This is a genomic window from Serratia nevei (genome assembly GCF_024160145.1).
Classification (GTDB): Bacteria; Pseudomonadota; Gammaproteobacteria; order Enterobacterales; family Enterobacteriaceae; genus Serratia; species Serratia nevei_A.
In genome coordinates this window covers 41,990-59,943 of the sequence record NZ_JAMYWQ010000018.1, presented here as the reverse complement: position 1 = coordinate 59,943, position 17,954 = coordinate 41,990, and the positions used below count along the sequence as shown (strand labels likewise).

Below are 17,954 nucleotides of genomic sequence, written 5' to 3'. Positions count from 1 at the left end.
TTGCGGTGTCGAATAGCAGGAGAACACATCATGAATTGGGTCGAAACCTTGGCGGAGTACTACCGCCTGAGCCACACGGGAGAAACGCAACATTGGCTGTGCCGCCGCTGGTTGCCGCAGGGGGAGGCGCGGCTGGCCTATTTGCGGGAGTTGCTGGAACCGACCACCGCACCCCGCGGCGCTGCGGGGCGGGATTAACCGAAGGCTATCGCCGCCCAACGTAACAGCAGCAACGCCAGGCAGATCAGCAGCAGCACCACGACCATTTTACTGAGTTTGTTGCCCATACGTTTTGTCGCCACGTTACCTCCTTAACTGAAGTACCACCCGCGACGAGGGTGATGAGGGAAAGCGTCACCAGGGCGACGCCGTTGAGCAAATCGCTGAAGGTATCGTCCGCACCGATGTCGTCTTGCCGCCTGGCGGTCGCGATTGGGTGAATCATAGGCACAGTATGCGCGCGACATGGCGGCAGGCACAGCGATAAACGGTAAAAGCGCGTAAAGGCGGCGGCGGAACGCGCAGTCGCGCTTGCGACGGATGCAGACGGCCGGCAATACGTTGTACTATCCTGTTTGCATTGAGGCATTTTTCCCAAAGGTATAATCATGGCGACGGCAATTCCACAGAAATACGAGCACCTTGAGCGCTGGGCGTTCGGCGACACCGAACAGCAGGCCGATCACGTGGTGCAATTGATCCTTAATGGCACCAAAACGGCCACCTGTTCCAACCTGGACGGTGAAGGGATCCCGCAGGCCGGCGATCTGTTCCTGGTGGTGGACGGCAAAGGTGAACCGGTCTGCGCGGTTGAGTTGACCGCGGTGGAAATGAAAACCTACGATCAGGTCGATGAAGCGCACGCCTTTGCCGAAGGCGAGGGCGATCGTTCGCTGGCACATTGGCGCAAAGAGCTGCAGCGCTTCTTCGAAGAATACGATCTGTTCTCGCCGGACATGACGCTGGTGCTGATGAATTTCAAAGTGGTCGACAAGTTCTAAACGGATGCGCGACGTTCCCTACGAATGCCAGTGGGCAAGCCCGGAGCTGGCCGCCGATCTGATCGCCGGCCGCGCCACGCTGGCGCATGACGAGAATTGGGCGCGCAGCGGCGCCCGCGATCGGGCGGAGTACATCGAGTGGGCCAACCACGTGTGCGGCATGGCCTGCCTGAAAATGGTGCTGGGCCACCGCGACGGCGAAGCGCCGCCGTTGCTGGAGCTGGCGCGCCGCAGCTTGCCCTATGGCGCCTATGTGCGCGAGGGTGAGCGAATCAAAGGGCTGATTTACGCGCCGTTCGTCGAGTACGTGCGCGAGCAGTTCGCGCTGCAAGCGGAGGTGAAGGTGGGGCTGGAGGCGGCCGACGTGTCGGCGCTGTTCAGCGCATGTCGCTACTTTATCGCCTCGGTGCACCCCTCCATTCGCCGGCCCGAGAGCGTGCCGCCGCAGCGGGGCGGGCATCTGGTGCTGATCACCGCCGCCGATGCGCAAAGCGTGACCTTCCACAACCCTTCGGGCGACAGCCCGGCGACGCGCGAACGGGTACAGCTGCCGCTCAGCCGCTTCGCCCGTTTCTTTGCCGGCCGCGGCATCGCCATCGCATAAAAAAACGCGCTGTTTCCGATGAAAACAGCGCGTTATCAGCAATCCTGATGCATTTTCATGCCAGCCGCATCACCCAGGCGTCCGTCTGCCGATCGTAGTGTTGCTTGTACAGCAGCGACTGTTTGCCATTGAGGATCGCCGGGATGCTGGTGTGCTCATCCCAGCCGTCGAGCTGCATGCACAGGTCCGGATCGGACTTGCAGGGAATGCTCAGGGTGCCGGCACGGTCGGCGCCGGCGTGAAGATGCGCGTCATCGACCTCGAAGCTGCCAATTTTTACGACGGTTTTGCTCATGGGAACTCCTTGCTCAATGATGTGGTAGGAGGTTAGACCAGTTCGGCCATCGGTATGAGCATAGCTAAATGAGCAAAAAATGCCACACAAAAAATACATTTTGGCAACATTTGTCCCGGGCGGCTAACGGCCGCCTTAATAAGTCACGACATAGCTGACGGTATCCTGATAGGTGCCGACCGGCACTTCGGTCTGTGCCGGGTTGATGGCGGCGGTAAAGGGGATGCTCTGCGCCAGGCCGGTACCGGTGCCGCTTTGCGCGTTGGTGCTGCTCCACACGGTGCTGGTGTTGGGCAGATAGATTTGATACTGCAGGAAATTGCTGGTGCCGCTGAGCATTTGCCGCCAGCCGGTGATGGGGTTGTTACCGTTGGTGAAGTAGGAGCTGTACGCCTGAGATTTGGTGCAGGTCAGGGTGATGCTTTGGTTAATCGGGTTGAATTGCCCCACCAGCGCCATGCTGCCGAAGTTGACGTTATTGGCGGTGTTGATCAGGCAGCTTTTGGTGATGACTGCGGTGACGGTTACGGTGCTGGGTTGGTTGGTGCCGTTCCACCAGATGCACAGGCCAAGCGCCCCCAGCCCGCAAATATGGTAGTCCCATATCAGGTTGATGGTGTCGGTATAGGTGCCGGCGCTGACGTTCGCTCCCGTGACGGTTTTGATGTACAGCGGGAAGTTGACGTTGGACGAGATCAGGATCAGCGACAGCAGATTCAGCGAGCTGTAGTTGATGGTTTGGCCAACGCTGTAAGGGTACTGGTAGTTCGAGTCGGGATAGATCAGATAGGAGATTTGATCGCCGGAGCCGTTAGTATTCAACAGAGCCATATTGTTGGTGGTGGAGGCGATTTGCACCGTGACGGTATTTTGCGACAGCAGGCTGAGCCCGAGGCCGGTGCAGTTTAGCCCGGCGGTGCCCTGGGCGTTTATTTGGCCGTTATAGACGGCAAACGAGTTGCTGCTGGGCAACGTGACCGTGCCGTTGGCGGTGGCGCAGTCCGCCAGCGCGCGTTGTCCGCACAGCAGCAGCAGCGCTGCCAACAGAATTTTCACTTGCCGATACATCGTTCTTCTTCTCCTTGTGTTATTGGCAGACGAGGGGACCGACGCGTTGCAGCCCCTGAGGATTGGCCAGGCTGAAGCTGACCTGGCACGGCGGCCCGCCGTCGGCCGGGATCACGCTCAGCCGGTTGTGCTGCTGCACCGGGTCGATATAGGTCATGCCATCCCACCCGACGTAGCTCTGTTGATTGCTGCCGATCACCGCCACCTGGCTGCCGTTGGCCAGCGGTTTGCCTTGCGCATCGACCAGTTCCACGTCGGCGGCGGAAAGGCGCTGGACGGGGAACTCGACCAGGTAACCGCTGTGATCGCGGATGGAGACGGTTTTTTCGACCGCCGGCAGGTTCACGTCTGCCGGCAGGTTGAGTGGGTCTATCTGGAATTTGGCGTGGTAATACGAGGTGACGGTGGGCACCAGCAGATAGCCTTTGTCGTTGGTAACGCCGATGCGCTGGTTTTCGTAGCTGACAGGAACACCGGCGTAACCGTTGGTCGATACCAGGGCGAAAGCGTCGTTGATGGTGTTGGTGGCGTACACGCCGCCGTTCATCGCCACCAGCGAACCGCTGACTTCGCCCCAGCGCGTGTAGTCATTGCGGTTGCCATACAGCCCCGCACGGGTCTCCAAGAGCGAGGTGCGCCAGGTCAGATCCGCCTGGCGGTAATCGCTGTCGCTGCCCTGGCCGCCGGCATAGGCCAGGTTCCAGCCGAAACCACCGCCGGTCGGCGCAGCGCGGCTATAGCCGACACGCTCGCTCCAGCGATTGCCGGCGTCGCGGGCGGTGCTGACGTTGGCGGTGCCCCAGGCATCGAACGGAATGCTGATTTGCAGCTGCGAGCTGTAGCCATTGCCGCCGATTTCACGGTTTGCCGAGGCATATAGACTGATATTGCGCCACAGCGTGAGGCTATAGGACAGGTTGATCAGGCGAGTGCGCTGGCCGATGGCGTCGCGCACGTCGAAATAACCGGCCCCCAGGCTGCCGAAGCGGCTCAGGCCGATACTGCCGGTCAGTTGATCGGTACGGCGGCTCAGCCTGTAACTGCTCTTGTAACTGGAAAGATCGCCAAAGCCCGCGCTGCGCAGCACGCGTTGGGCATTGAGGCTGAAATACTGATTGCTGTAAGTGTAACTCAGGCTGCTCTGATCGCCGTGGCGGCCGGTGTACTGATACACCGGCCCGGCATCCGGTTGCTGCAGCGGCTGGCCGGTGATGGGGTCGTAATAGAGCGGGGTAACCGCTGGGGCGTTGAAGGCGTCATTGCTCGCCTGGCTATAGCTGTAGGAGGCGTTGAACACCCCCAGTTGCCCAACGCGCACGCCGGCGCCGGCGCCGGTGACTGCCAGCTCCGCCGCGCCTTCCGCCCGGCCTTCGAGCGTCAACCAATCTGTGACGCCGTAACGCCCACTGCCACTGGCTACCCACTGGCCGTAATCCGCCGAGCTAAAGCCATAGTTCCGCCGCAGCGCACCCGCCGACAGGCTGAAATCGCTCAACCCGGCCTGCAGCAGCGAACTGGCGACATAGAACGGCACCGTGGTGCTGATCTGGCGGCCAAGCGCATCGGTGGTCACCACCGTCGCCTGACCGGCACCGTTGATGTAGGGCACGGTATTGAGGGTGAACGGGCCGGGGTTCACGCTGGCGGAGGTGTTTTTATAGCTATTGATGTACAGGTCAACGCTGCTCGGCACCGCAGCCTGGCCGGAGAACTGCGGCAGCGGGTAGGTGATCAGATCCGGCCGCGTGGCGAAATTGCGCGCCACCTGCAGGCCGCCGACGCGCACCGAGCTGGTCCAGGGCAGCGAGCCGGTAATGAGATCGCCCGCCGTATAGCTGAGCATGGCGTCGTCGTCGCTGTAGCGCCAGGAACTGTCGTAGCGGATATAGCGATTGTTCTGCTGCGCAGCGCTGTCGCCGTTGAAGCTGCTGCGGAAGATGCCGGTGTTGGCGATAACGCCAAAGCCATCGAACAGCCGCTGTTCGCTCCAGGCAGAGAAATAGCCCGGATTGCCGCGCCCGCCGCTCTGGCTGACGTAGGCGTCGTAATTCAGCAAAAAACCCAGGCTGCTTTGCGCCGGCAGCCGCTGCTCCGTGGTGGCGCTGCCGAGAGTTTGCTTGGGCAGCCAGTCGTTGGGTACCGAGATCAGCAACTGCTGCGTTTCGCCGCTGTAGGTAACGTCGACCTTATCCAGTTGATCGACGGCGATCTCTTTCGCCTGCTTGTCCGTTACCGGCAGGCCGGCGTCGCTCAACTGCTGCGGCGTCAGGTAGTAGTGGCCGCCGCGGTAGGTGACCGGCACCACTTTACCGGTCTGGCGGCCATTCACCACCGGCTCCAGATACAGCGTGGTATCCGGCATGCTGACCGCACTGGGCGGCGGCGGCAAATCGTCGGCGGCGGCGTGCGTCGGCCACAGCTCCACCGCCATACAGAGTACGGCCAGGGCCAGCGGCTTGACGCTGGCGGCCGGCGATGACATCCGCTTCACCTGCACCTCAGGCTCAGTAAGACGGAATGGTTACGGGCTGCTTGTTGTCGTTGACCATCGCCTGTAGCTTGCCGCCGGCGAAGCTGCCTGACGCCGGCAGGGCAAAGCGCATTTGCGAACCCGGCAACACATAGCCCAATAGCCCGTTGTTGAGCGGTTTGTCCTGGATGCTGACCTGCGACAGGCGGGCGTGCACGATGCCGTCATTGCGCACGTCGAGCCAGCGCTGGCTGTTTTGTTGCAGCAGCCGGTAGCTGAGCTTCGGCTGGTTGGCGGTGGCGTAGTCGCGTGGGTGCTCGAAATCCTGCTTGGTCCAGACATCTTTGCCGCTGACGAACAACGGCACCGAATAGCGCATCTGGAATTTCAGCCCCATCTGCGCGCCCTGGTCAGGTGCCGCGCCGTCCTTATCTTTGATCGGCACTTCGTCAACCAGTATCCGGTAAGCCCGTTCTTGCCCGGCGGCGACCGGCATCTGTTTGATCAGACGGATCAACTGGCGTTTACCCGGGAAGATGGTGGCGACCGGTGGGCTGGCGACCACTTCGCTCTGGTTGCGGTAGTCGTCCTTACCGCCGGCCTGTTGCCAGCCGAGCACGCGAATTTGCATGTAGACCGGTTTGCTGTCGCGGTTCTCCAGCCACAGGGCCGTGGCCTGCTGATTGTCTTCAATCACCGGATCGATGGGCCAAATCAGAATGGAGGCGGCGGCGAAGGCCTGCGGTTGGCCGGCTAACAGCAATCCTGCCAGCAGAGGCAGGCGAAGCAGAGTGCGCATAGAATGATCCTTTTAAAAACTCAATAAGTCACTGTCACTAAGACCGTATCGTTGTAGGTGCCGCTGGTGGGCAACGTGCTGCTCGCCATTAAACTGGCGTAGATTTTTATTTCTTGTGTACTGCCGGTGGCGGAGACGGTTTGCACCGAACCGCCGTTGCCGCCGTCGCCCCACAGAATCGAGTAGTTGGCGTCCTGATAGAGCTGGTAAAGCAGCGTTTCCGAGGTGGCCGAGTTCAGCAACTTGCGGCCGCCGGCGATGGAGCCGGTGACGTTGTTGCCGACGTTCAACGCCAGCGAGACGCTGAGCCCCGGGTTGCAACGTATCAGGATAGAACCGGCGCCGGCGCTGGAGACGATATTGATATTGCTGCTCAGCGACGACACCTGGCCGAAACTCAGGGTGCCGAACGAGGTGACGTTGGTGATGCCGCTGCCGAGCACGCAGCCTTTGATGATCGAGGCGTTGAGCGTAAAGCTTTGGCTGACGGTATCGGCATGCGCCGCCGGGGTGCCGATCAGCGCCGTCAACAGCAGAGTGCGCAGCGTTCCGTTAATCACCAATTTATCGTCACCTGCACCGTATCCGTATAGGTGCCCGTCGCCGGCGTCGCCTGTACCGGGATCATGCCGTAGACCGGCAGCCAGACGCTTTGCCCGGTGGCGGTTTGCGAAACGCCCGTCACGTTATCCCAGACGGTGGCATAAGCGGCGCTGGTATACAGGTTGTAGTTCACCCTGGCGCCCGCGGCGCTCTGCAAATAACGCGCGGCGGTATTGCCGCTCTGCCCGCCGCTGAGCAGCACCGTGTAGCTGGTGCCGTTGTTGCAGTTGATCTGCAGTGCCCCGGCGTTCGCCTGGCCCGTCACTTGTACCGCAGTATTCAAAAAGTACACCGTGCCGAAATTAAGCGTGCCGAAAGAAGTATTGCCGCCGCTGGTGGTGCCGGCCACACAAGCGTTGACCAGCGTGGCGCTGACGCCCACCGTGGCGGTATTGACGTTGGCGCTGCAGGTTCCCGCCAGCGTCAACATCAAACCTATAAGGGCCAGGCGTACCATGCTTACCAGGTGACGGTCATGGTGACGGTATCGCTGTAGACGCCGGCCGCCGGGGTGGTGCCCGCTGCGGGCACCAGGCCGTAGACGATCAGCGGCACCGCCGATCCGGTGCCGGTGCCGGTGAGGGTACCGGTGGTATTGTTCCAGGGCAGCGAGTGGGCGCTGTCCTGATACAGGTTATAGCTGATATAGGCCGGTACGCTGCTGGCCATGCGCCGCTGGCTGCCGGAGGCATTGAGGCCGTTGTCCAGCGCCACGGTGTAGTTGGTGCCGGTGGTGCAGTTCAGCCCCAGCGTGCCGGTACCGCCGCTGCCGGTGGCGCTGGCGGTGATAACGTTAGCCAGTGAGGAGTAGGTGCCGAAGCTGATGGAGCCGAAGTTGTTGGTGGTGCCGGAGCTGTTGCCGCCGGTGACCACGCAGCCGGCGCCGATGGTCAGCGTCACGCCCAGCGTGCCCTGAATGGTGCCGTCCACTGCCTGCGTACCGAAGGAGCACAGCAAGAGCGTTGTTGAGGTTAATGCCGCTAGCGTCTTTTTCATCATGGTTCCTTGCTGTCGTCGAGAAGCCTGCCAAAAAGCCCGAAAAATGAGTCAAATGCATTAATCTGTTTACAGATTAATTAATAGAATAAGAACGTGAAAATGTCTCGGTGCAAGACTAAAAACTTTATTTATTTTTAAGCGGTGTCGCAGGTTGTGTGTGGGGTATTACAGGGGGGAATCTGATCGTGATAATGATAAGGCGGGTAGGAATATTATTATCTCAATGAATAACGGAGCGCCGACATGGCACTCCGTTTGTGAGCGCTTGCCGGCGACGGGGTTACCAGGTCACGGTCATGGTGACGGTATCGCTGTAGACGCCGGCCGCCGGGGTGGTGCCCGCCGCGGGCACCAGGCCGTAGACGACCAGCGGCACGGCCGATCCGGTGCCGGTACCGGTCAGCACGCCGGTGGTGTTGTTCCAGGGTATGGAGTTGGCGCTGTCCTGATACAGGTTATAGCTGATATAGGCCGGTACGCTGCTGGCCATGCGCCGCTGGCTGCCGGAGGCGTTGAGGCCGTTGTCCAGCGCCACGGTGTAGTTGGTGCCGGTGGTGCAGTTCAGCCCCAGCGTGCCGGTACCGCCGCTGCCGGTGGCGCTGGCGGTGATGACGTTAGCCAGTGAGGAGTAGGTGCCGAAGCTGATGGAGCCGAAATTATTGGTGATGCCGGAACTGTTGCCGCCGGTAACCACGCAGCCGGCGCCGATGGTGATTGTCACCCCCACCGTGCCCTGAATGGTGCCGTCCACTGCCGGTGTGCCGAAGGAACACAGCAAGAGGGGGGTTGAGGTCAAAACCATCAGAGTTTTTTTCATCATGATTCCTTGCCGTGTCAGAAAAAGCCCGCAAAAAAACGCCACCTAAGGCGGAGTAGAACGCATTAATTTACTTACATTTAAATTAATAGGATAAGAACGCGAGATTGTCTTGTTCAAAGGCAAAAAACTTTTTTGGTGAGGCTAGGAAATAAAGAGGGATGATAAATAGTGTGAATGGTAAATGATTTTTATAATAACTGATTTCAATAGGAATATTGTTACCGTTATTTTATCGCCGGGAGGATCCCCGGCGACCGATCGATTACAGGTGGAAATCCAGCGCGCCATCACGCACCAGATCGCGCGGCAGGCTGTTCTTGATGCGGCTGCCGATGCGTTTGGCGATGCCCAGCGGCTGCCCCTGATAGGTGACGATGCATTCATCGCCGGCCGGCGGCTGTTCCGGGTAGAGATCGCGGCCGTGATGCCACTCCTGCGCCAGCGTGGCGTCCAGCTCGAAATGGTGTTTGCCGGCGGTATTCGCCAGCGCGATCGCCGCTTCGTGCTGCCAGCGGAAGCCCTTCGGGAAACGCTCCGCCAGCTTGAGGCCGATGCGTGAGAAGCGTACTTTGCCGAACAGCGGCTCCAGCTCGGCCGGGAACAGCCAGATCTCCTTGTCGCGCTCCCACAGGCGGCTGTCATCGCCCCAGGTTAAGCCGGATGCGGCGGCGGCCTGGGCGACCAGCGCGGCCTCTTTACCGGACAGCGGGCTGAACGGGAATTTGCCCACCTTGTAGGTCGGCTTCGCCAACGGCACCACGGCGCGCCGTTTGCGCAGGCGGGCGACGAAAAAACCTTCGCTGTCGTAAATCTGCGGGAAGACGTGCAGGAAACCTTCGGCGGTCAGCGCCTTATCGGCGCCGGGGAACAGTTCGCCCAGCGGTTCGACGCTGACCGCGTCGCCGTAGGTGTCCAGCAGCCAGCGCACCACCTGCTGGTTTTCCTGCGCATTGAGCGTGCAGGTGGAGTAAACCATCACGCCGCCCGGCGCCAGCGCATGAAACGCGCTGTCGATCAGTTCGCGTTGGGTGGCGGCGATCTCGGCCACGCTCTGCGGCGACCAGTTGCTCATGGCGTCCGGATCCTTGCGCACCACGCCTTCGCCGGAGCAGGGGGCATCGAGCAGAATGGCGTCGAAGCTCTCCGGCAGCGCGGCGCCGAACACCCGGCCGTCGAAGTGGGTCAGCGCGGTGTTCTTCACGCCGCAGCGGCTGATATTGGCGTGCAGCACTTTTACCCGGCTGGCGGAGTATTCGTTGGCGACGATGCCGCCCCGGTTGCCCATCAGCGCGGCGATCTGGGTGGTTTTGGAGCCCGGCGCCGCCGCCACGTCCAGCAGCCGATTCGGTGCCGCGCCGCCCGCGAACAGCGCGCTGACCGGCAGCATCGAACTGGCTTCCTGAATGTAGAACAGGCCGCTCAGGTGTTCGGCGGCACTGCCCAATCGCAGCTCTTCATCGTCGCGTTCGATCCAGAACCCTTCCGCGCACCAGGGAATAGGTTCCAGCCGCCAGTCGTAATCCTGCACCAGCGTCAGGAAATCGGCGACGCTGATTTTCAGCGTGTTGACGCGCAGACTGCGGCGCAGCGGGCGCTGGCAAGCGGCGATAAAATCTTCCATCGTCAGCTCGGCAGGCATGATGGCGCGGGTGGCGTCAAGGAACGCGGGGGGTAGAAAAACGGCGGTGGATTTGGCCACGGGGCGAACTCTCAGGGTGCAATAAAGACAAGGGCGAGAGTTTATCATAACGCGGAAAAAAACAGGGCCCGGTATTGCCGGGCCCTGAGGAAAACACGACGTTTAATCGCGTGGAATGGCGGTACCCCAGGTTTTCCAGTCCTTCGGCTCTTCAGGATTCAGCAGGAAGTGCTTGTCCGGCGTCGCCTTCGGCGCCAGCGGAATGGTCGGCGGCGTGGCGAAGGCGATGCCGCCGCGGATGAACTGCTGGAAGGTGCCGCTCTTGATCACGCCGCCGGTCAGGCCGAACTGCAGGTTGTAACCCGAGGCCAGCCAGAACACGCTGTTGTTGCGCACCAGATGCTGATATTTCTTGCTGATGCGCAGTGCGACGTGTACCCGATCGGACATGGCGCCGAGGTAGAAACCGGTGATGGTGCCGACCTCCACGCCGCGGAACAGCACCGGCGTACCGACCTGCAGCGAGCCGGTTTCGGCGGCGTCGAGCACCACGCTCAGGCCGTCGAGATAGCGCGAGTCGGTGATGCTGGCCTGCTGCAGTTCGAAGGTGCGCAGCTCGCGGCCGCGCCCCGGCTCCACGTTGATATAAGGCTGGAGCAGGGTATCGAGGTTGCTGACGCCGGCGGCGGAGATCTCCGGTGAGACGATCGAGAAACGGCTGCCCAGCCGTGCGAAGGTCTGCACGTATTCCGGATACAGCACCGCTTTAGCCAGCACTTCGTTGCGCTCCGGCGCCAGCTGTAGCGATTCCACCTGGCCGACGTCGATACCGAGGTAGCGCAGCGGCATGCCGGCCGACAGTTTGCTGGCGTCGTAGGTTCTCAACGTGATTTGGCTGCCCACCGCGCGTGCGGCGGTTTCGCTGGCGTACAGCACGCGGTTGGCGCCCTTGTTGAGCGTTACGCCCTGCAGGTTGTCGAAGCTGATGGCGCCTTTCAGCGCGCGGTTGAGCGGTGAAGCCTGTACCGTCAGCCCGCTGCCGTTGAGCTGCACCTTGGCGCCGCCTTCGGCCCAGAAGATGCTTTCACGGGTCAGCAGCTTGCGGTATTCCGGGCTGATGTAGACGTCCACCTCGAACTCGTTGGCCTTCGGCCGAACGTTGACGATCTCGCCCACCTGGAATTTGCGATACAGCACCACCGAACCGGCCTGCACGTCCGGCAGGCTGGCCGCGCTGAGGGTCAGGGTGGTGGCCGGGGCGTTGCCGACGATTCCGTCCTCGGCTTTCTCGCTGTTGGCATACAGCGGGTATTGGCCGCCCGGTTCGCCCTTGCTGCCGGGGATAATGCGCACGCCGCCGTCTACCCACTCCTGCGCGCTGGCGCCGAGCACTTCCATGCCGTCGATCCCCAGTTTGACGTCGAGGCGGCTGTTGACCACGAATTTGCTGTCTTTGTGCAGCAGGCTGCGATATTGCGCGTCGATGGCGGCGGTGAACACTACGCCGCCGGCGGTGAGGGTGCGGCTCAGGATCTGGCCAACCTTCACGCCGTGCACCACCAGCGGCTGCCCGACGTCGATGCCGTAGCTTTGCGGCGCATTCAGCGTGACGGTCAGTACGCCCGGCTGTTGCAACAGCGTTTCGTTGCTGTCCAGCACGTTAAAGCGCTGCTGCGGCTCGCCTTCGCCCGGCACCAGCTCCAGCGTGGTGCCGGTCAGCAGCTGGCTGAGCTTGGCGTCGTTGAGGCTGATGCGCGGGCTGCGCATCACGATGCGGGTGCCGCTGCGCATCAGGTCGACCACCGAAGGATCGATGGTCAGTTCACCGACCACTTTGCTGTCCTGTTGCAACGTCAGCTTGGTCAGGGTGCCGACCTGCAGCCCCTGGTACATCAGCGGCGTGCGGTTTTCACTCAGGTTGTTGCCGCTCGGCAGATCCAGCAGGATATTGACGCCGCGCTGGCTGTGGGCCAGATCGGGATACAGGGCATAGCTCTGATCGCCCTTGGCCTGCTGGCCATCGGCCGGCGAATCGAAGGCGATGGCGCCGTTGACCAGCGCCGCCAGGCTCTCCATCTGTACCGTCGCGCCTGACAGGCTGAAATCGCCCTTGAAGCCGGAGACGTTCCAGAAGCGGCTGTTGTTTTTCACCAGATGGGCGAAGCGGCGGTCGATCAGCACATCGATGGTCACGCCCTTGTTGCCTTCGCTGATGGTGTAGTCGTACACCTTGCCGACCGGGATTTTACGGTAGTAGACCAGCGAGCCGCTGTTGAGCGAGCCCAGATCGTCGGCGTGCAGGTGGATCATCAGCTCGCCGGTGTTCAGGCGGTATTTCGGCTGGGTATCGAGCGCGGCGAAGTGGGTTTGCGCCTTGCCGCTGCCGGGCATCATGCCGATATAGTTGCCGCCGACCAGCGCATCGAGCCCGGAGACCCCAGCCAGCGAAGCCTTGGGCGTCACCAGCCAAAACTGGGTGCCTTCGCGCAGCGAATCTTCCAAATCGCTTTTGATGCTGGCTTCTACCACGATGCTGCGCAGATCTTTGCTCAGGCTGATCTTCTGCACCATGCCGACGTCAACGCCCTGGTAGCGCACCGGCGTGCGGCCGGCGACGATGCCCGCCGCCGATTGGAAATCGATGGTGACGGTGGTGCCGCGCTCCTGGAAATTGTTGTAGACCAGCCACCCGGCGATCAGCAGGGCGATGAACGGCAGTAACCAGAACGGTGAAATGCGGCGCTTGTTCTTGACCCGCGCTTCAGTCGGTGTAGTCGGCGTTTCCTGTTGCATGTGCATCCCAAATCAATCGGCTATCCAGCCACTCAACGGCAAGAATAGTCAAAATGACCGCCGAGCCAAAGTAAAACGCGGCCGGTCCCATAGTAAAAGATAACAGCTGGTCGCGGTTTACCAGCGACATCATCAAGGCGATAACGAACAGATCGAGCATCGACCAACGGCCGATCCAGGTGACCAGGCGCAGCAGACGGATGCGCGTCTTCAGGCTGTGCGAGGTTTTGAAATGAATGCTGAACAACAGCGTGATCAGCACGATCACCTTGGTAAAGGGCACCAGCACGCTGGCGATGAACACGATGGCGGCGATCGGCACGTTGCCGGAGGTGGCCAGCGAGACCACGCCGGAGAAGATGGTGTCTTCGAGCCGTGCGCCGTTGGCGTAAATGATGGAAATCGGCAGCAGGTTGGCCGGTATCAGCAGGATCATCGCCGCGATCAGCGCCGCCCAGGTTTTTTGCAGGCTGTAAGGCTGGCGGTGGCACATCGGCACGTGGCAGCGCGGGCAGCGGCCGCGTGCGTCGGGGTAGCCGGTGTAGTGGCAGGACAGGCAAATATGCAGCGCCGACGGCGGGCCTTCCGGCTGCTCCTGCGGGTAGTAACGTTCCCACAGCTGCTCCAGGTTGGTATGGATCAGCGTCAGGATGCTGAGCAGGGTGAGCGACAGGTAGGCGATCAGCGCGCTGCCCGCCTGGATGTCGGCGTAATCCTGCACCTTGATCGCCGCCACCGCCATGCCGATCAGATAGATGTCCAGCATCACCCACTCTTTCAGCCGCTCCAGCATCAGCAGCACCGGGCGCAGGTTCATGCCGAGCGCGTGGCCAAAGCGCAGGTAGAGCAGCGACAGCGCCAGCGTCAGCGGGGCGCCGAGGGTGCAGAACGCCACCATGCTGGCGGTAAGCGGATCGCCCTGACGGCTCATCTGCCAGATGCCCTCCAGCAGGCTGGCGTCGATGCGCGTGCCGAGCAAGCGGATGCTGATCAGCGGTTCGGTGAAGGCGAACGGCATCAACAGCAGCATGGCGATCGCCATGGCGGTCAGGCGCGTCATCGACCAGTCGCGGCCGTTCACCACCTTGGCGTTGCAGCGCGGGCAATAGGCGGCCTGATTGCCGGTGAGCGGCGGCAGCACGAACAGCAGGTCGCACTCGCAGCAGCGCTGGTGGCGCGCTTTGGAAAGGGGGGCGGTGATCGCGTGTATCTTCATCTTTGACAAGTAGCTGCCCTTGAGCCCGCCGGAACTGTCAGCGTAGCTGAAAAATAAACCGGCCGCGTCACCGGCGATCGGGCGCCGGACGGTAAAACGGGGTAAACCGGGATTCTGAGCGGCAAACATACCCTGAGCGACAGGGTTTTGTGAAGCAACAGATGATTAACCTTGTGGCTATACGCATTTAATGCTTATTTTATAGGGCCTAAGCTTTGGGCTTCTGGCCATCTTCACTGTTTCAATGGTTATCACATGACAAAAGAACAATTCTACGCGGAATTAAAACGTGACCTGAGCGCGTTGCTCGGCGGGGAGACCAACTTTATCGCGGCGCTGTCCAACGCCAGCGCGTTGATCAACGAGCGTCTGGATGACGTGAACTGGGCCGGTTTCTATCTGATGGATGGCGACCAGCTGGTGCTGGGGCCGTTCCAGGGCAAGATCGCCTGCGTGCGCATCCCGGTGGGCAAGGGCGTGTGCGGCACGGCGGTGGCGGAAAATCGCGTGCAGCGCGTCGGCGACGTGCATGCGTTCCCGGGCCATATCGCCTGCGATGCGGCGAGCAATGCGGAAATCGTGCTGCCGCTGTCGGTCGGCGGCCGGGTGATCGGCGTTTTGGATATCGACAGCACGGTTTATCAACGCTTCGACGAACAGGATGAAGCGGGCCTGAAAGCAGTGGTGGCGGGGCTTTGTGAGCAACTGGAACAGTGCGACAGTGCGAAATATGTGACTGTAGCGGCAAGTTGATCGACGGTTAACGTGGCAATTACCGATGGCGTCATTATAATGACGCCTGTTCATGCCTGTGGCTTGTTGGCAATACCGTTGTAATCAGGAAATTTCATGGAAAATCAACCTAAGTTGAACTCTAGTAAAGAAGTCATTGCTTTTCTTGCCGAGCGTTTTCCGCTCTGCTTTAGCGCCGAAGGCGAAGCTCGTCCGCTGAAAATCGGTATTTTTCAGGATTTGGTAGAGCGCGTGCAGGGGGAAGAGAATCTCAGCAAAACGCAATTGCGTTCTGCCCTGCGCCTGTACACCTCAAGCTGGCGTTACCTGTACGGCGTCAAAGTTGGCGCGCAGCGCGTCGATCTGGACGGCAATCCGTGCGGTGAACTGGAACAGCAGCATGTCGATCATGCTCGCCAGCAGCTTGAAGAAGCCAAAGCGCGCGTTCAGGCACAGCGTGCCGAACAAAACGCCAAAAAACGTGAAGCCGCCGGTGAATCCGCCGATGCCGCGCCACGCCGTCCGCGCCCAGCCGGTAAAAAGCCTGCTGCACGTCGCGAAGGCGGAGCCGCGCCGGAAAACCGCAAGCCGCGCCCACAAACTCGCCCACAGCCAGCTCGTCAACCTCGTGCAGCAAAAGAGGAAAACCAGCCGCGTTATGCGCCAGTCACGGATATCTCTAAACTGCAAATTGGCCAGGAAATCAAAGTCAGAGCAGGCAAGAGCGCGATGGATGCTACCGTACTCGAAATCGCTAAAGATGGCGTACGTGTGCAGCTCTCTTCCGGTCTGGCGATGATTGTGCGCGCAGAACACTTGCAGTTCTGATACGGAGGCCAACCAAGGCATGAACAAATTCGTCAGATTAACAGCGATTGCAGGGCTGCTGTGGGCGGGTGTCAGTTACGGCGCGGAAACAGCCAACATCCGCATCGATCAATTGCCCCAGCTGCATCAGGAACCCCAGCACGCTACGGTGAGTGAGCGCGTCACCTCGCGCTTCACTCGCTCTCATTACCGCCAGTTCGCCCTCGACGCGGAGTTTTCAGGCAAGATCTTCGATCGCTACCTGAACATGCTGGACTACAACCATAACGTGTTGCTGGCCTCCGACGTGGCACAGTTCGCCGGCAAACGCGATCAGGTTGGCGAAGAGCTGAAAACCGGCAAGCTGGATACCTTCTACGCGCTGTTCAATCTGGCGCAGAAACGCCGTTTCGAGCGATACACCTATGCGTTGTCGCTGCTGGAAAAGCCGATGAACTTCACCGGCAACGGCACTATCGATCTCGACCGCAGCAAAGCGCCGTGGCCGAAAGACAAGGCCGAGCTGGATAGCCTGTGGGATGCGAAAGTCACCTATGACGAGCTGAACCTCAAGCTGACCGGCAAGACCGACAAAGAAATCCGCGACACGCTGACCAAGCGTTATCAGTTCGCTATCAAGCGCCTGACGCAAAGCAACAGCGAAGACGTCTTCCAGCTGGCGATGAATGCCTTTGCGCATGAAATCGATCCGCACACCAACTACCTGTCTCCGCGCAACACCGAGCAGTTCAACACCGAGATGAGCCTGTCGCTGGAAGGCATCGGCGCGGTGCTGCAGATGGATGACGACTACACCCTGATCAACTCGATGGTGCCGGGCGGCCCGGCGGCGAAGAGCAAGGCGATCACCGTGGGCGATCGCATCGTCGGCGTCGGCCAGGCCGGCAAACCGATGGTGGACGTGATCGGCTGGCGCCTGGACGACGTGGTGTCATTGATCAAAGGGCCGAAGGGCAGCAAGGTGCGCCTGGAGATCCTGCCGGCCGGCAAGGGCACCAAAACCCGCGTGGTCACCTTGACCCGCGAGCGGATCCGCCTGGAAGACCGCGCGGTGAAAATGACCATCAAGACCGTCGGCAAAGAAAAGGTGGCGGTGTTCGATATCCCAGGCTTCTACGTCGGTCTGACCGATGACGTGAAAGTGCAGCTGCAGAAGATGGCCAAGCAGAACGTCAAGAGCGTGATCATCGATCTGCGCACCAACGGCGGCGGCGCGCTGACCGAAGCTGTGTCGCTGTCCGGCCTGTTCATTCCGAGCGGCCCGGTGGTGCAGGTGCGCGACAACAACGGCAAAGTGCGTGAAGACGCCGACACCGACGGCGTGACCTACTACAAAGGCCCGCTGGTGGTGCTGGTCGATCGCTTCAGCGCCTCCGCCTCCGAGATCTTCGCGGCGGCGATGCAGGATTACGGCCGTGCGCTGATCGTTGGCGAACCGACCTTCGGCAAAGGCACCGTGCAGCAGTACCGTTCGCTGAACCGTATCTACGATCAGATGCTGCGCCCTGAGTGGCCGGCGCTGGGGTCGGTGCAGTACACCATTCAGAAGTTCTACCGCGTCAACGGCGGCAGCACCCAGCGCAAAGGGGTAACTCCGGACATTCTGATGCCGACCGGCGTCGATCCGGCGGAAACCGGCGAAGCGTTTGAAGACAACGCCATGCCGTGGGACAGCATCAACGCGGCAACCTACAGCAAGACCGGCGATATGGCGCCGTTCGAGCCGGAGCTGCTGAAAGATCACCAGCAGCGCATCGCGCAGAATCCGGAGTTCCAGTACATCGCGCAGGATATCGCGCATTACAAGGCGCTGAAGGATAAACGCAACATCGTGTCCCTCAATCTGGCGGTGCGCGAGAAAGAGAACCACGATGACGACGCGATCCGTCTGAAACGCATCAACGAGCGTCTGGAACGCGCGGGCAAGAAGCCGCTGAAATCGCTCGACGATCTGCCGAAGGATTACCAGGAACCGGATCCGTACCTGGACGAAACCGTGCATATCGCGCTGGACCTGGCTCATCTGGAAAAAGATCAGCCCGCTCAGCAGCCGGCGCCGGCCAAATAAGGCCGCGCCAGGCAGGATG

General features: G+C 61.0%; 18 protein-coding genes. 6 read left to right on the top strand and 12 right to left on the bottom strand.

From position 1 onward, the window contains the following. Positions 1–30 precede the first annotated feature (30 nt). The gene (locus M6G53_RS14070; protein ID WP_253332291.1) at positions 31–198 is read left to right on the top strand and encodes a hypothetical protein; all 168 of its coding nucleotides are present in this window, start codon (positions 31–33) and stop codon (positions 196–198) included. Here M6G53_RS14070 and yniD read toward each other — a convergent pair. Continuing rightward, the gene (gene yniD / locus M6G53_RS14065) at positions 195–287 is read right to left on the bottom strand and encodes a small membrane protein YniD (RefSeq protein WP_016928013.1); all 93 of its coding nucleotides are present in this window, start codon (positions 285–287) and stop codon (positions 195–197) included. The two genes, M6G53_RS14070 and yniD, sit on opposite strands and share 4 nt — an antisense overlap. Before the next feature lie 321 nt (positions 288–608). On the opposite strand from yniD, the gene M6G53_RS14060 reads away from it, so the two are divergent. Beyond that, on the top strand, positions 609–1,001 hold the full coding sequence (locus M6G53_RS14060; protein ID WP_253332289.1) for an ASCH domain-containing protein: 393 nt from the start codon (positions 609–611) through the stop codon (positions 999–1,001). A gap of 4 nt (positions 1,002–1,005) precedes the next feature. Then, positions 1,006–1,605 carry a C39 family peptidase gene (locus tag M6G53_RS14055; protein ID WP_253332287.1) on the top strand — a complete coding sequence of 200 codons (600 nt, stop codon included), beginning with the start codon at positions 1,006–1,008 and terminating at the stop codon, positions 1,603–1,605. 55 nt (positions 1,606–1,660) lie between these two features. On the opposite strand, the gene M6G53_RS14050 is transcribed toward M6G53_RS14055, so the two are convergent. The 11 genes from M6G53_RS14050 to yebS all read right to left on the bottom strand — a co-directional run bounded on the left by M6G53_RS14050 (position 1,661) and on the right by yebS (position 14,307). Next, the gene (locus tag M6G53_RS14050) at positions 1,661–1,900 is read right to left on the bottom strand and encodes a YebV family protein (RefSeq protein WP_253332285.1); all 240 of its coding nucleotides are present in this window, start codon (positions 1,898–1,900) and stop codon (positions 1,661–1,663) included. Between the two features lie 135 nt (positions 1,901–2,035). Continuing rightward, entirely contained in the window at positions 2,036–2,968 is a 933-nt protein-coding gene (locus M6G53_RS14045) for a Csu type fimbrial protein (protein WP_253332283.1), read from the bottom strand. Between the two features lie 19 nt (positions 2,969–2,987). After that, complete coding sequence (locus M6G53_RS14040) at positions 2,988–5,330, bottom strand: fimbria/pilus outer membrane usher protein (RefSeq protein WP_253332355.1); 2,343 nt, start codon at positions 5,328–5,330, stop codon at positions 2,988–2,990. 142 nt (positions 5,331–5,472) lie between these two features. Next, complete coding sequence (locus tag M6G53_RS14035) at positions 5,473–6,237, bottom strand: fimbrial biogenesis chaperone (protein ID WP_253332281.1); 765 nt, start codon at positions 6,235–6,237, stop codon at positions 5,473–5,475. A 20-nt stretch (positions 6,238–6,257) separates the two neighbouring features. Next, positions 6,258–6,800: a Csu type fimbrial protein gene (locus tag M6G53_RS14030; protein WP_436286522.1), complete on the bottom strand. Its 543-nt coding sequence runs from the start codon at positions 6,798–6,800 to the stop codon at positions 6,258–6,260. Next, positions 6,794–7,297, bottom strand: a complete 504-nt coding sequence (locus tag M6G53_RS14025) for a Csu type fimbrial protein (protein WP_253332279.1) — start codon at positions 7,295–7,297, stop codon at positions 6,794–6,796. Before M6G53_RS14025 ends, M6G53_RS14030 begins: the two co-directional genes overlap by 7 nt. Before the next feature lie 2 nt (positions 7,298–7,299). Continuing rightward, entirely contained in the window at positions 7,300–7,836 is a 537-nt protein-coding gene (locus tag M6G53_RS14020) for a Csu type fimbrial protein (RefSeq protein WP_253332277.1), read from the bottom strand. Positions 7,837–8,119: 283 nt separating this feature from the next. Then, the gene (locus tag M6G53_RS14015; protein WP_366519499.1) at positions 8,120–8,656 is read right to left on the bottom strand and encodes a Csu type fimbrial protein; all 537 of its coding nucleotides are present in this window, start codon (positions 8,654–8,656) and stop codon (positions 8,120–8,122) included. Positions 8,657–8,921: 265 nt separating this feature from the next. Then, complete coding sequence (gene rsmF, locus M6G53_RS14010; protein WP_253332274.1) at positions 8,922–10,358, bottom strand: 16S rRNA (cytosine(1407)-C(5))-methyltransferase RsmF; 1,437 nt, start codon at positions 10,356–10,358, stop codon at positions 8,922–8,924. Between the two features lie 102 nt (positions 10,359–10,460). Then, positions 10,461–13,091, bottom strand: coding sequence for a PqiB family protein (locus tag M6G53_RS14005; protein WP_253332272.1), 2,631 nt, complete (start codon positions 13,089–13,091; stop codon positions 10,461–10,463). Further along, positions 13,060–14,307 carry a membrane integrity lipid transport subunit YebS gene (yebS, locus tag M6G53_RS14000; RefSeq protein ID WP_253332351.1) on the bottom strand — a complete coding sequence of 416 codons (1,248 nt, stop codon included), beginning with the start codon at positions 14,305–14,307 and terminating at the stop codon, positions 13,060–13,062. Before yebS ends, M6G53_RS14005 begins: the two co-directional genes overlap by 32 nt. Before the next feature lie 255 nt (positions 14,308–14,562). On the opposite strand from yebS, the gene M6G53_RS13995 reads away from it, so the two are divergent. The 3 genes from M6G53_RS13995 (at position 14,563) to prc (ending at position 17,935) form a co-directional block, all read left to right on the top strand. Continuing rightward, complete coding sequence (locus M6G53_RS13995) at positions 14,563–15,060, top strand: GAF domain-containing protein (protein WP_123894746.1); 498 nt, start codon at positions 14,563–14,565, stop codon at positions 15,058–15,060. Positions 15,061–15,156: 96 nt separating this feature from the next. Next, a complete protein-coding gene (gene proQ / locus M6G53_RS13990) occupies positions 15,157–15,867 on the top strand; it encodes an RNA chaperone ProQ (RefSeq protein WP_033638287.1) in 711 nt (236 codons plus the stop codon). Between the two features lie 19 nt (positions 15,868–15,886). Further along, positions 15,887–17,935, top strand: a complete 2,049-nt coding sequence (prc, locus tag M6G53_RS13985; protein ID WP_253332270.1) for a carboxy terminal-processing peptidase — start codon at positions 15,887–15,889, stop codon at positions 17,933–17,935. The last annotated feature ends 19 nt before the right edge of the window (positions 17,936–17,954 follow it).